This window comes from Streptomyces sp. NPDC001450, from assembly GCF_053597295.1.
Genome location: NZ_JBSFHY010000086.1, coordinates 1 through 12,809, shown reverse-complemented (window position 1 = coordinate 12,809; position 12,809 = coordinate 1). Strand labels below are relative to the sequence as shown.

The 12,809-nt window shown below is 72.1% G+C and carries 15 protein-coding genes and 3 pseudogenes; 6 read left to right on the top strand and 12 right to left on the bottom strand.

The genetic code is table 11. The annotated features are described in order from the left end of the window. Positions 1-122: 122 nt before the first annotated feature. The 9 genes and pseudogenes from hypA to ACWC5O_RS44300 all read right to left on the bottom strand — a co-directional run. Positions 123-479: a hydrogenase maturation nickel metallochaperone HypA gene (hypA, locus tag ACWC5O_RS44340; protein WP_386578741.1), complete on the bottom strand. Its 357-nt coding sequence runs from the start codon at positions 477-479 to the stop codon at positions 123-125. A 7-nt stretch (positions 480-486) separates the two neighbouring features. Next, positions 487-636 (bottom strand): hypothetical protein, encoded by a 150-nt coding sequence (locus tag ACWC5O_RS44335; RefSeq protein ID WP_386578740.1) that lies wholly within the window; start codon positions 634-636, stop codon positions 487-489. A gap of 56 nt (positions 637-692) precedes the next feature. Beyond that, a complete protein-coding gene (locus tag ACWC5O_RS44330) occupies positions 693-899 on the bottom strand; it encodes a hypothetical protein (RefSeq protein WP_450591609.1) in 207 nt (68 codons plus the stop codon). Positions 900-920: 21 nt separating this feature from the next. Further along, positions 921-1,517 (bottom strand): DUF5947 family protein, encoded by a 597-nt coding sequence (locus ACWC5O_RS44325; RefSeq protein WP_450591608.1) that lies wholly within the window; start codon positions 1,515-1,517, stop codon positions 921-923. Continuing rightward, complete coding sequence (locus ACWC5O_RS44320; protein WP_450591607.1) at positions 1,514-2,086, bottom strand: NifU family protein; 573 nt, start codon at positions 2,084-2,086, stop codon at positions 1,514-1,516. The genes ACWC5O_RS44325 and ACWC5O_RS44320 overlap by 4 nt, the downstream gene beginning before the upstream one ends. After that, positions 2,079-3,872 carry a nickel-dependent hydrogenase large subunit gene (locus ACWC5O_RS44315; RefSeq protein WP_450591606.1) on the bottom strand — a complete coding sequence of 598 codons (1,794 nt, stop codon included), beginning with the start codon at positions 3,870-3,872 and terminating at the stop codon, positions 2,079-2,081. The genes ACWC5O_RS44320 and ACWC5O_RS44315 overlap by 8 nt, the downstream gene beginning before the upstream one ends. 76 nt (positions 3,873-3,948) lie before the next feature. Next, positions 3,949-5,010 carry an NADH-quinone oxidoreductase subunit B family protein gene (locus ACWC5O_RS44310; RefSeq protein ID WP_450591604.1) on the bottom strand — a complete coding sequence of 354 codons (1,062 nt, stop codon included), beginning with the start codon at positions 5,008-5,010 and terminating at the stop codon, positions 3,949-3,951. Positions 5,011-5,067: 57 nt separating this feature from the next. Next, positions 5,068-6,618, bottom strand: coding sequence for a hypothetical protein (locus tag ACWC5O_RS44305; RefSeq protein ID WP_450591603.1), 1,551 nt, complete (start codon positions 6,616-6,618; stop codon positions 5,068-5,070). A 184-nt stretch (positions 6,619-6,802) separates the two neighbouring features. Next, positions 6,803-7,057, bottom strand: a pseudogene (locus ACWC5O_RS44300) (LysR family transcriptional regulator substrate-binding protein); the annotation flags it as partial. On the opposite strand from ACWC5O_RS44300, the gene ACWC5O_RS44295 reads away from it, so the two are divergent. The 3 genes from ACWC5O_RS44295 to ACWC5O_RS44285 all read left to right on the top strand — a co-directional run bounded on the left by ACWC5O_RS44295 (position 7,048) and on the right by ACWC5O_RS44285 (position 8,827). Continuing rightward, positions 7,048-7,380 carry a DoxX family protein gene (locus ACWC5O_RS44295; protein ID WP_450591602.1) on the top strand — a complete coding sequence of 111 codons (333 nt, stop codon included), beginning with the start codon at positions 7,048-7,050 and terminating at the stop codon, positions 7,378-7,380. The pseudogene ACWC5O_RS44300 and the gene ACWC5O_RS44295 overlap by 10 nt on opposite strands. A gap of 10 nt (positions 7,381-7,390) precedes the next feature. Next, complete coding sequence (locus ACWC5O_RS44290; protein WP_450591601.1) at positions 7,391-8,212, top strand: nucleotidyltransferase domain-containing protein; 822 nt, start codon at positions 7,391-7,393, stop codon at positions 8,210-8,212. 480 nt (positions 8,213-8,692) lie between these two features. After that, a complete protein-coding gene (locus ACWC5O_RS44285) occupies positions 8,693-8,827 on the top strand; it encodes a hypothetical protein (RefSeq protein ID WP_450591599.1) in 135 nt (44 codons plus the stop codon). Between the two features lie 22 nt (positions 8,828-8,849). On the opposite strand, the gene ACWC5O_RS44280 is transcribed toward ACWC5O_RS44285, so the two are convergent. From ACWC5O_RS44280 to ACWC5O_RS44270, 3 genes and pseudogenes are all read right to left on the bottom strand, one after another. Further along, positions 8,850-9,155, bottom strand: a complete 306-nt coding sequence (locus tag ACWC5O_RS44280) for a hypothetical protein (protein ID WP_450591597.1) — start codon at positions 9,153-9,155, stop codon at positions 8,850-8,852. Between the two features lie 41 nt (positions 9,156-9,196). After that, positions 9,197-9,291 (bottom strand): annotated as a pseudogene (locus ACWC5O_RS44275). 329 nt (positions 9,292-9,620) lie between these two features. Next, positions 9,621-10,271 carry a DedA family protein gene (locus ACWC5O_RS44270; protein WP_450591595.1) on the bottom strand — a complete coding sequence of 217 codons (651 nt, stop codon included), beginning with the start codon at positions 10,269-10,271 and terminating at the stop codon, positions 9,621-9,623. Between the two features lie 214 nt (positions 10,272-10,485). Between ACWC5O_RS44270 and ACWC5O_RS44265 the strand changes: the two genes are divergently transcribed. The 3 genes and pseudogenes from ACWC5O_RS44265 (at position 10,486) to ACWC5O_RS44255 (ending at position 12,707) form a co-directional block, all read left to right on the top strand. Beyond that, positions 10,486-10,785, top strand: coding sequence for a hypothetical protein (locus ACWC5O_RS44265; RefSeq protein ID WP_450591593.1), 300 nt, complete (start codon positions 10,486-10,488; stop codon positions 10,783-10,785). Positions 10,786-10,788: 3 nt separating this feature from the next. Next, positions 10,789-10,959, top strand: a pseudogene (locus ACWC5O_RS44260) (sugar phosphate isomerase/epimerase); the annotation flags it as partial. A 188-nt stretch (positions 10,960-11,147) separates the two neighbouring features. Then, positions 11,148-12,707, top strand: coding sequence for a hypothetical protein (locus ACWC5O_RS44255; RefSeq protein ID WP_450781281.1), 1,560 nt, complete (start codon positions 11,148-11,150; stop codon positions 12,705-12,707). Positions 12,708-12,809 lie beyond the last annotated feature (102 nt).

Sequence of the window (12,809 nt, the reverse complement as noted above, 5' to 3'; positions counted from 1 at the left end):
CAGAGCGCACAGGAAGGTGCCGTAGAGGGTGGCCATCGGGAGCAGGGCGCGGCGCGGGCCGTGCCGGTCGACCAGGGACGCCCGCAGGGGCATCACCCGAGCTCCGGCGGGGTCGACCGCCGTCAGGGCCGGGCCGCGGCCGCCTCGACGCCCGTGATCTCCAGTTCCCTGCCACTGCGCAGGTCCTGCGAGGGCCGGTCGCAGCGCGGGCACCAGAAGAACGGCGGCATGCCCACCGCGAACTCCTCCGCGCATCCGCCGCACCAGGCCCGCGCCGTCACCTGCTCGACCACGAGCCGGGCCGCGGCGAGGGCCGTGCCGTCGCGGGCCACCTCGAACGCGAAGTGCAGCGCGTCCGGCACCACACCGGCCAGCTCGCCGACCCGGACGGTCACCGACGAGACGTCGTCGGCGCCGTCCGCCCGGGCGATCTCCTCGGCCTGCTCCACGATCGCCGTCGCGATCGACAACTCGTGCACGGCCGGTTCAGGGGTAGCGGCGGTTCGCGCGGACCCCACCGGTCATCCGGTAGATCCGCAGCTCGCGCACCACGCCGGGCAGCTCCTTCAGGAACAGGGCCAGTGCCAGGCCGCCCACCAGAGCGGCCTGGGCGAGCAGCACCTGACGTCCGGACATCGCCGACCTCGCTCTCTTCGTTCGGCAGCGTTTGTTCACGCTCACTCCCTGCTCTCTCATCCCGGTGAGATGTTCGGCATGGCGTCCAGCAGGGCGTCATGCCGCTTCCAGTGGATCCCGGTGGAGCGGCGCGCGTCGGCGGTGCCGTCCTGGTGGTGTCCGCTCTGGTGCTCGTAGGGGCCCCGGTTGCCCTGGTGCAGGCCCGGCACATGGCTGGGCGTGTCGGGCCTCGCCTGGGGGCGGCCCACTCTGATGCTGCCCATGTCTGTTCTCCTTCCAGGTCCTCACGAACGCTCGGTGAGCTCCGCGAAGAACCGCTCCACGGCCGGCCAGACCCCGTCGCCACCGGACAGGCCCCGCCACTCGCGGCGGACGAGGGCGACCATCCGGAAGCAGTCGTCGACCGGCACGATCCAGTGCTCGTCGAGGCCCCGCACGGTGTTCACCAGCAGTGCCTCCACCTCGGGTGCCATGGAAGCGAGCTGTGGAAACGTGGCGGTCAGCCGCTGCCAGGCCGCCGCGTCCACCTCCCACCGCATGGCCCCGGCCGGGCTCGGCCCCTGCGCGGTGACCGTGCCGTCGGAGCGCGGCACGAAGAACACCAGGCCCACCGGCACGCCCAGCACCGCCGTGTCGACCGGCGGCAGCCGCAGCCGACGCCGGGGCACGAGCCGGTAGTGCCCCTCGCCCGCCCCGTCCTCGGCGAACAGCACCGAACACGGGCCGCACACGCACCGCACCTCCGCGGCCTCTGTGTCGTACAGGTGGGGGTGCGCGTCGGCCACCGGGGCGGCGCAGAGCTCGCACGCCTCCGCCTCGGCGGTCGCCGTGCGGCCGGCCGCCGAGCGGATGACGCGGGCCAGCGCCCCGTCGGTGATCACCGTGACTCCTGCGGCTGCGGCGCGGTCCGGCGCGTCAGCGTCGTCAGGGGTACGAAGGCCGGGGCCGCCCGCCGCTCTTCGGCGACCGGTTCCACGGCCTCCAGCTCCGGCGCGGCGGCCAGCACCGCCGCGCGGACGGCCCGAGCGACGTCCGCCGACCCGCTGCCGCAGCCGGAACCGCATCCGCCGCCGGTGCTCACCCGCACCCGGGCCACCCGTCCCTCGAGACCGGCCCACTCCAGGTCACCGCCGCGCTCGCGGACCGCGGGCCGCAGCCGCTCGACCGCGCGGGCGGCCCGCGCCTCGGCGGACTCGGGGTGAAGGGAGTGCAGCACCAGCAGGTGCCCGAGCAGCTCGTCGTCGGCCAGGCGCTCGCGCAGCCGCTGGTCCGCTTGGTCCAGGACCCGGGCGAGCGCCTCGCCGTAGACCTCGGTCAGCAGCGTCACCGACTCCAGCGCCTCACGGGCGGCCGGGCCGGGCGCGGACTCCAGCCCGGCCAGCACCTCGTCGAGCCGGGCGAGCCGCGCCTCCACCGCCGGGTCCGGGAGCCGCACGGCGCTGTCAGCCATGGTTGGCCCCGTAGGTGGGCGAGTGCACCGTCGAGAGCGTCCTGCCCTTGCCCATGTACATGTGCACCCCGCAGGGCAGACACGGGTCGAAGCTGCGGACGGTGCGCATGATGTCCACGCCCTTGAATTCGTCGGGCCCGTTCTCCTCGAAGATCGGCTGGCCCTGGACCGCGTCCTCGTACGGCCCCGGGGTGCCGTACATGTCGCGCGGGCTGGCGTTCCACGGGGTCGGCGGGTACGGGTGGTAGTTGGCGATCTTCCTGTCGCGGATCACCAGGTGGTGGGAGAGGACACCGCGCACCGCCTCGTGGAAACCGCAGCCGATCGCCTCGTCGGGCACCTCGAAGTTCTCGTACACCTTGGAGTCGCCGTCGCGGAGCATCCCCATCGCCTCCTCCAGGAACTGCAGGGCCATGGCGGCGGCGTAGGCGACGAAGTACGGCCGGGCACGGTCCCTCTCGATGGTGTTGCTCCACTTCGGGATGTGCCACTCGAGCGTGGTCTCCGGCAGCGACTCGCCCTTGGGCAGGGAGATGCGCACGCTGCTGCCGGTGGCCTTGACGTACGGCGTGTCGACCAGGCCGCTCAGCGCGGTCGTCCACAGCCGGGCGAGGGGCCCGCCGCCGGTGTCGAGAGCGAGGTGCTCGCCGGTCCCCGAGTGGTGCCAGCGCGGGCTCATCACCCAGCTGTACTTGCCGTCGAAGTCCCGCTTCTGCGGCACCGGCACGGTGGTCTGGTTCCACGGGTGACGCATGTCGACGGGGTTGCCGAGCGGGTCGTGGGTGACGAACGGCTGCTCGTTGACCCAGTCCTCGTAGAAGGAGCTGCCGAGCATGATCCGCAGGCCGAGGTTGATGTCGACCAGGTTGTTGGTGACCAGTTCGCCGTCGACGACGATGCCGGGGGTGACGTACATCGCCTTGCCCCACTCGTTCATCGTCGCGTAGCGGTAGTCGACGACGTCCGGATTCTGCCAGGCGCCCCAGCAGCCGAGCAGGATGCGGCGCTTGCCGACCTCCTCGTAGCCGGGCAGCGCCTCGTAGAAGAAGTCGAAGACGTCGTCGTTCATCGCCACCGCCTTCTTGACGAAGTCGATGACGCGCATGAGCCGGCTGAGGTAGTCGGTGAAGGTGTTGGGCTGCGGCATCGTGCCGACCCCGCCGGGATACAGCGTCGACGGGTGGACGTGCCGTCCCTCCATCAGGCAGAACATCTCCCGGGTGACCCGGCTGACCTTCAGCGCCTCCTTGTAGACCTCGCCCTCGAAGGGGTTGAAGGCCCTCATGATGTCGGCGATGGTCCGGAAGCCGTGGACGTCCCCGCGGGGCGCGTTCGTGCGCTCGGCGCGGGCCAGCACCGCGGGGTTGGTGGCCTTGACCATCGCCTCGCAGAAGTCCACGAACACCAGGTTGTCCTGGAAGATCGTGTGGTCGAACATGTACTCGGCCGCTTCGCCGAGGTTGGTGATGTGCTCGGCCAGCTTGGGCGGCTTGACGCCATAGGCCATCTGCTGGGCGTAGTTGGAGCACGTGGTGTGGTTGTCGCCGCAGATGCCGCAGATACGCGAGGTGATGAAGCCCGCGTCGCGCGGGTCCTTGCCCTTCATGAACACCGAGTAGCCGCGGAACAGCGACGAGGTGCTGTGGCATTCCACGACTTCCCGGTTGGCGAAGTCGATCTTCGTGTAGATGCCCAGGTTGCCGATGATCCGCGTGATCGGATCCCAGGACATGTCCACGATCTGCGCGGGTTTGCGTTTGGTGGACCGGGACTCGGTGGTCGTCATCTGCGGTACTGCCCCTTGCTGTTCGGGTTCGGCGGGTCGGTGGCGGGATGCGGGACGAGTGGCGTCGTGGACGGCGTCACGGGCGGTAACGCGGGTCGTAACCGCTGGTCAGCTTGCGCTTGTTGTGGCGCCACTTGGGCTCGTGGTTCACCATGTCGTTGGTCAGGCCGCGCAGGCGGCGGATGACCGCGCCGTAGGGCTTGATGACGAGGGAGGACAGGGTGCCCCCCGGGGGCTCGTCCATGAACGGCATGAACGCGTCCGGGAAGCCGGGCATCGTGCACCCGATGCAGATCCCGCCGACGTTCGGACAGCCGCCGATCCCGGACATCCAGCCCCGCTTGGGCACGTTGCAGTTGACCACGGGGCCCCAACAGCCCGTCTTCACCAGGCACTTGGGTGAGTTGTAATCGAGGCCGAAGTCGCCCTGCTCGTAGTACGAGCCCCGGTCGCATCCCTCGTGCACGGTCTTGCCGAACAGCCACTGCGGACGCAGCATGTGGTCCAGCGGGGGCGGGGGAGCGGCACCGGCCGCGTGCTGGAGCACCCAGATCAGGGTCTCCATGAAGTTCTCGGGCTGGATGGGACAGCCGGGCACGTTGACGACCGGAAGCCCGGCCTGCGACTTGAACTCCCAGCCCAGGTAGTCCGCGAGGCCCATGCAGCCGGTGGGGTTGCCGGCCATGGCGTGGATGCCGCCGAAGGCGGCACAGGTGCCGGCGGCCACCACCGCCCAGGCCTTGGGCGCCAGTTGGTCGATCCACCAGTTCAGCGGCAGCGGCTGGCCGGTCTCCGGGTCGTTGCCGAAGGACGTCCAGTAGCCGTCGCCCTCGATGATGTTCTGGTTCGGGATCGAGCCCTCGATGACGAGGATGAACGGGCCCAGCTCGCCGCGCGCCGCCGCCCGGTACGGGGCGAGGAAGTCCTCGCCGCCCAGGCTCGGCGAGAGCACCTTGTTGACCAGGTTGACCTTGGGCAGGCCCGGGATGAGACCGAGCACCACGTCCTCGATGGAGGGCTGGTCGGCGGCCGTGAGGGAGACGGTGTCGCCGTCGCAGCTCATGCCTTCGGAGATCCAGAGGATGTGGATCTCGTCGATCGCGTCGCGCTCCTGGGTGGCACTGCTCTGGGTGGTCATGTCGTCCGCCTTTGCTGCGGTCGGTCAGGGAGTCGGTGAGCGGCGTGTGCCGGCAGGTCAGGGGCGTCCATCGAGCCGTCCCTCCTCCGGCCCGTCGGCCGGACATCGGGGCCGCGGGGACTGCGGCCGGGGTGGGTGGACCGGGTCGGCGGGAGCCGGCGCGTGCGCGCCTGCGAGCGGTTCGACCTCGTCGGGCCGGAAGTAGTGGAACCGGCCGTACCAGCCGTGCAGTTCGGCCGCGGGGTCGTCGTCGACGGTCACCGCGAGGTGCACGCTGCCGTCCACGTCGTGGAAGACCGCCGCCACCTGCGCGGTCCGGCCGGCCAGGAACATGTCCTGGGCGTCGGCACCCCGGCCGCGCGGCCGCAGCCGCACCCGGCTGCCGCCGCCGACGGGGACGCCGTCCACGAGCACCGTGTCCGTCGTCGGGCACAGCCCCTCGTCGGCGCCCTCCTGCCACCACGCGGGCCGTTCGGCCGGGTCTTCGGCGACGGCGGGCGTGACCGGGGTGAGCGAGCGGATGGCCCCGTGCAGCCGGGCGAAGACCTCCTGGGGCATGCTGTCGACACGGTCCAGGATCTGCGCGGCCCGCGGGTCGGTGGCCCGCGCCTCGGCCTTCTCCTCGTCCGTCAGGAGCATCGTGCGCAGCGTCAGGATCTCGTCGATCTCCGCCGCGTCGTGCAGATCGCCCGGGCTCTCCGGCGCCACCTGCGGACGGTCCGGGAGGATGATCGGGGAGGACAGGACGACCCGACCGACCGCTCCCGTCTCCTGCGGCTCGCCGCCCAGGACAGGAAAGGTGAACGCGTTACGGCAGCCACGCACCGGGTCCAGCAGATCCACGGGCGGATCGATCAGCGAGACGAACTCCACGTCCTCGCCGCCGAGCAGGGTGTGCGCGGCGAGCAGCGCATGCCGCAGCGCATCGCCCCGGGCGGCCCGGGTGTCCGGCGCGTGCCCGGTGTTCTCGGTGCGCACCCGCAGCCGGCACACGTCCTCGGTGATCCGCTCGGCCACGACCGTCGTACGCGCCCGGACCTGTTCGCGTCGCCGCACCACGCGCCCGGCACCCCCGGGCAGCGCCTCCGTCTGCTCACCGGGTGGCGCCCCGGCCTCGGCGCGGCACTCGCCCCGCAGCAGATCCGCGAGAGGCCACTCGAAACCGACCACGTGCGGCACCGCCTCGTCGAAGCTGAGATGGACCGTCCCGTCGTCCGTCCGCAGCGACTCGACCGGCCGGTACCGCGCGTCCGCGCCGGCCTCCTGCACCTGCTTGTGCTGCATCTGCAGGTACCGGATCCGCACCCGTACGACCGCTCCGGGCCGCCGCACGCGCACCAGGCACTCGGTCTGCTGGTACCAGGAGTCCGCGGAACCGGAGAGGCCCGGGACGACGGGCCCGTCCGCCTCCACCCAGTCCCGGGGCAACAGCACCCCGAACTGCCAGCGGACGCGGTTCTTGGCAGAGGAACGGCGGTACGGGTAGAGCAGATAGCCCTCGTAGAGGACGGCATCGGCGACCGCGCTCACCTGCGCGAAGGCGTCGGACGCGTCGTCCTCCGCCACGGCGGTACACGCCACGCCACTCACGCCGCCCGTCCCGGCCATTCCGCCTCCTCGCCACAGGTGCACCCGCCGATCCCTTCCACCACGGTCACACCCCTCACGGGTGCTCGCCCTTCCGGCGGACCGGGATTGGGCCGGGCGGGGGACAAGGCCGCGTGCGAGGTACGGGCTGGGCCGGCCCGAAGCGTGCGGGAGGCCGGAGTCGGTTACCGATCCGGACCGGTGCTCACGCCGGTCCTGCCAGGTCGACGTGGCAGCGGACGAAGTCCTGTACGACCGGATTGCGGTCGTCGGCGGGGGCCCACGCGACGCCCACCCGGGTCGGGCTCACGCCGCTGACCGGTCGGCGGACCACGCCGGGCCGGGCGTGGAACCGTGCGGCGGACTGGGGCGCGAGGGCGATCCCGTAGCCGTTGGCGATGGCGTTCAGCCAGTCGTCGGGCTGTTCGGTGACCGCGCCGACACGGACGGGTGGCCCTCGCGTTCGCCGTCCTGGCCAACGCCGGCATCGCGGCGGCAGACCTCGCCAGGGCGCCGTTCGTACTCGCCAACTCCAGCGCGGTCGGCGTACCGGCGGCCTGGCTCCCGACCCTGGCTCTGCTGAAGGCGGCCGGGGCCGCGGGTCTCCTGCTGGGGCTGCTGGGCGTTCGCCCCCTGGGCGTCGCCGCCGGTCTCGGCCTGGTGCTTTTCTACATCGGCGCCCTGGCCGTCCACGTGCGGGCACGAGCGCTCCACAACATCGCCTTCCCGGGCCTGTTCCTCGCACTGGCCGCGGGAGCGCTGGCGATGGTGGCGATCGTCTAGCGTGGGCGCCATGACGTCACTGTCGCTGCCCGACGAGGTCCGCCAATCGGTCGAAAGCTACCTGCAGTTGACCGACGAGGCCGTACCCGGGCTGGTCCAGGGGCTGCATCTGCACGGGTCGCTCACGTACGGCGACTTCCGTCCCGGACGCAGCGACATCGACTTCCTGGCGGTGCTGAGTGAACGGCCTTCGGAGAAGGCGGTGGACGCGCTCCGCGAGGTCTTCCAGGAGCTGAGCAGCCGTCACCCACGGCCGAACTTCGACGGGTTGCACCTCACGCACGCGGATCTGGCCGGCTCACCGAAGGACTGCCCGGACGTGCCGTGCGTACAGGAGTGGGACTTCCGGCCGGCGGGTCGCTTCAGCCGCAACCCGGTCACCTGGCACGAGCTCGCCCAGCGAGCCGTCACCGTACGCGGCCCGCAGCTGACAGCGGACGACGTGTGGACGGACCAGAGCGCGCTCCGCGATTACAGTCACGCCAACCTCGACGAGTACTGGACGTGGAAACTCGACGAACTCCGCGCAGGACAGGAGTGGGTCCTCGACGGCCCGGCCGAGGGAGGCGAGTGGGTCACCGAGTGGTTCGTGCTCGGCATCGCGCGCCTGCACCACCTGCTGGCCACCGACCGGCTCACCTCCAAGACCGGCGCCGGGCGACACGCCCTGACCGCCTTCGACGAGCGCTGGCAGCCGATCGTCCACGAGGCACTGCGGATCCGCGAAGGCTCCGCCGGCTCCGCGTACGAGGGCGAGCCGATCGCGCGCCTGCGGGACACCATCGCGTTCGCCGCGATGGCGATCGAGGAGGGCCGGCGGCTCGGCTCTTGACGCCCGCAGGCGCTCTCACGGCAGCCGCTCCAGCGCCACCAGCGCGGCGTCGTCGCCACGGCCAGGGTGCCCAGGGCGACGTCCGAGTCCGGGTGGCCGAGCTGACCCGCGACCATCTGCAGCAGCGCCGTCACGGAGAGCGCCGCGCCGGCGAGGGCCGCCGTCGCCCACACGGGGAGCAGGACGGCGGCCAGGACAGGCACGGCGGCCGTCACCGGCGAGACGTGCAGCCAGTTCGGCGTGAGCAGGTCGGTGAGGGCGACGACCACCATGAGCAGGACGGGGTCAGGGTGAGGGGCAGGCGGCTCCAGGCGGGCGGGGTACGGCGGGTGATGTCGGTGGGCGCGGGGTCGCCGTGCGGGTGATCCGTGGGGTGAGAGGTCATCGTCGCCGTGAGGGCCGCAGCGGGCTGAGCACCCGGTGCTGCCGGGTCGGGGTGGGGACGGACGTGGTCAGGCAGGACAGGACCGCGTCCAGGTGATGGACGAGACGGCGGTCCTCCTCGCGGCCGACCGGGGAATCACGGTCGGGTCCGCCGAGGCGGGCGAGGGCGTGACGGGCCGCCGGCAGCGCGGGGTGCGGGCGCCCGCCCCGGCAGTCGTCAGGTGTGCGTGACCCTGCTGCACACGCCCCACCCCTACGTGGGCGCCGTGGCAGCACTGCTCATCGTCGAGGCGACGGTGGTGCGCACGGTCGCCGCGGCGACCCGGTACGCCGCGGGATGCCTGCTCGGCGTGGTCGTCGCCGCACCTGCCGCCCTGTACGTCGAGCCAGGAATGGCGGGCTCGGTCTCGTCGTCTTCGCCTCCGTCCTGCTGGCCCGGCACGACCTGCTGGGCCACCAGGGGCTGCATCTGCCGACGACGGCCCTGATCACGCCAGGTCAGCCCGGCCGCCACGGTCGCCCGCGCGGCGTCGGCGCAGTTGGCTCGTCCGAACGGCATCCGCATCTGGCAAACAAGGAGCGCATCGGGTTTGTGAGGAGCGGAGAGGGCAGGATTCGAACCTGCGTGGGCCCCGTGGGGCCCGACCTCGAGCCGTGCTCGCTGGTCCCCGATCAACCACTCCGGGCACCTCTCCCCGTGTCCGGCTTCCGGTTTCCCGTGCCGTTCACATCAACTACGGTGCCAGGCCCCGCTGACGCGCCGGTGACGTCTCACTGACATGCGGTGTCCTCGCCGTACCCACTCGCACCGAGCGCACCATGGGGTCCGGCCCCATATCGCAGCCGTGCCGGGCTCGTGCACGCCCCCCGGACCTGCCGGCGAACGCCCCCGTCGTCGTCGCCCTGCCACGGGCAGCCCGTCGACCCGGCGACCGGGTGCGGGACCACGGCGCCGTACGTCCTCGACGTCCACCGGTGCGCCGCCCACCGGCTCGGCCTCGCCTGGGGCCTCGGCTGACCACGGTCAACTCCCGGTCTGACCGGAGCGGTCCCGCCGTTCGCGCCGCGTCCGGCGGGCCTCCGCCAGCAGGGGCAGCAGGGAGACGACGACGATGATCGCGACCAGCGGCAACAGGAAGTCGTCGACGTGGGACACCGAGGAACCCAGGAGGTATCCGGCGAGCACCAGGCTCTGGGACCACAGCAGGCCGCCGATGGTCTGCCAGACGGTGAACGTCCGCACGGGCACGCCGAGCGCGCCGGCCGCCGGGTGCAGGACGGAGCGCAGCATCGGGACGAAGCGGCCGATCACCAGCGCCTTGCGGTATCCGTAGCGGGCCAGCAGGCGTTCGGCCTGGGCCGTGGCCTCCTTCACCCGCCGCCGAGAGGTGCGGGCCAGCAGGGGCCGCCCGCCGTGCCGCCCGAGCACATAGCCCACCTGGCCGCCCGCCACGGCGCCGACGCCCGCGCACAGCAGCACCTGCCACAGCTCCAGGCGCGGCGCGTGCTGACCGCTCGCCGCGCACAGCACACCGGCCGGGAACAGCAGCGTGTCACCCGGCAGGAAGAAGCCGACGACCAGCAGACCCGACTCGGCGAAGATCACCACCAGGACGCCCAGCGCACCGAAGGCAGCGAGCAGCGAGGCGCTGTCGGTCGGATCGACCGCGATCACCGTCCTCACCTCCCGGCCCCGCTCGTCCGTCGCTTCACTCAAGTGTCACGTGGCCGGGGTCCAGGTGCCCGGACAACGGGGTGCGCGGCACCGCAACGGGCGGGAAGCTCCTTCGCCGGGCTCCCTCGCCCGGCCCGAGACTGACGTCGTGCTCGGATTCGTCAGGACCGACGCCGAAGCCCTCGTCTCGTGCCTCGGCGACCCGTAGCGTGCCGTGGCGGCCTACCGTGAGCTGCCGCGCCGCGATTCCGCCGCCGTGGCCGCCGTCCGTGCCGGTCTGGGCCACCACGAGCCGGCCGTCCGCGCGGGCTGCTGCCGGCTTCTGGACCGTCTGGCCGACGGCGAGTCCATGGGGCAGCTGATCGCCATGGCCGACGACGCCGACGCCCGCGCACGCGCCGCCCTCGACAGGTCGCAGCTTCAGGACCCGAGCCCGGCCGTCCGGAAGCAGGCGGGCTGGTTCCTGCCCGGAGGCACCGGCTGCGAACGGACCGCCCCGCGTCCGCCCAGGTGACCTTCCGGGCCGGAGGGTCGGGCTGACCTCGACACCTTCAAGAAGCACCTGGTGATCGCGAACATCCTCGGCCCGGCCCACATGGGCACCGGCGCCGACCCCACCAGCAGCTCCGCCTACGGCTTCCTCCTCGACGGTGGCCCGCTGGACGCCCAGGGCCGCCGGACCCGCAGCGTTCTTCTCCCGTGTGGGCCACCGCCTGCGCGGCTGGCGGCAGGCGCGGACGGAGGGCCTTGCCGCGCCATCGCCAGTCCTCCGCCCCGGCCGGCCCAATGTCCGGGCACCCTCTGTCAGGTCCGTGGGCCCAGCACTACACTGCCGATCCGCAGTATTTCGGGGGTAGTTGACGGGGGGAGCCGGGCATGTCCGATCCGTACGGTCCGTACCAGGGATTCGCCGTTCCACCGATGCCGTCGGCTCCGCCGCCCGCGCCGCCGGACGGCTGGCGGGCGGCCGCCGTCGCGGTGCTCAACCTGAGCGGACTCGGCCTCGGGTACGCACTCCTGCGAAGATGGGTCCTGATGGCCGCCTGCCTGGCGGCAACCGCCGTCCTGCTTCTCGTGGCCCTGCCCGCCGACGCCGACGGCGTCCCGGGGGCCGCGCTCACCGTCTACGCCCTGGTCCTGCTGCCGGCCGCCGTCCACGGTGCGACCGCCGGACTGCGCACCCGGCTCACCTGGCCGGGCCGAGCACCCCTCGCCCTCCTGCTCGGCGTGCTGCTGCTCGCCGTACCGGCAGGCGGCGTGGTGTGGTACGACGACGCGCACGAGGAAGCCGTGCAGCAGGCGCTCCTCGACCGCCTGGAGCAGGCCGACCATCTGGTGACCAAGGCCGGCCGGCACAGGTTCGCCACCGCCCGGGGCGACTACGGCGCGGCCCTGGAGATCTACCGGGATCTTGCGGCCGAGCACTCCGGCTCCCGCGCCGCCGCCCAGGTGCCCGACCGCATGCGGAGCTTCTACACCACGGTCGGCGCGTCCTACGGACACCAGGAGTACTGCGACGCGATCGAGCCGCTGAAGTACCTGCGTACGGTGCCCCGCTTCATGCCGAAGTCGGAACTCGGCTCGCTCACCCGGTGGCCCGACGACCGACTGGCCACCTCGTTGTACGAGTGCGGTTGGGCGAGTCTGACGGCGGGTCAGGCCGACTGGGTCGCACGCTTCGACGACCTGCTGACCACCTTCCCGCAGTCCGGGTCGGCGACCAAGGTCGAACCCGCCGTGGACGCGGCGGTGAAGAAGGCCGAGAAGGACGTCAACGGCGACGCACCCTGCACCGCCGTCGAGAAGCTGCACGACCTGAACACCCGGATCACCAGCCTCTCGGGGTCGGCGGGGAGCGCCGCCGACGGTCTGACGAAGTCCGCCGACCGGGCCGACAGGAGCGGTGAGGCGGGGGAGTACGCCTGCGGCGTCGACCAGTACAAGGACGGCGACTTCGACGCGGCCCAGAAGACCATGGAGCAGTACGTCTCCGACAACAAGAACGGCAGGAACCGGGACCGGGCCAAGAAGATCGCCATCGGAGCCGAGGTGGCCCAGACCCTGCCGGCCGCCGGGAAGAAGCTGCCCACCACCGCCTCCGGCGGCAGCATCACCGTCACGGTCAAGAACGACAGCCCCGACGACGTCACCGTCCTCTACACCGGCCCGGTCACCGGCAGCTTCACGCTCAAGGGCTGCGGCAGCTGCAGGTCGTACGGCCTCGCCGACACGCTGAGGATCGGCTTCAAGCCCTGCAACGCCGGCAAGAACTACCCGCAGCGGACGCTCACTCTCCCTGTCGGCACCACGTACTTCGTGCACAAGCCGCACGGCGACAGCACCGCCACACCGGCCTCGGACACGGCCAAGCTCCGGTCCGGGTACATCTACACGGAATGCGCCTACACGACGCAGGCGCTGGGCTCCGGCTACTGACCGTGCGGGGCGGGCCCGAGGCCCGCCCCGCTCCCACGCCTCTGGGTGGCAGCTCACCGGTGTGGGCACGGGAGCGGGGCCACCAGGTGCCGTCCAGCCCCC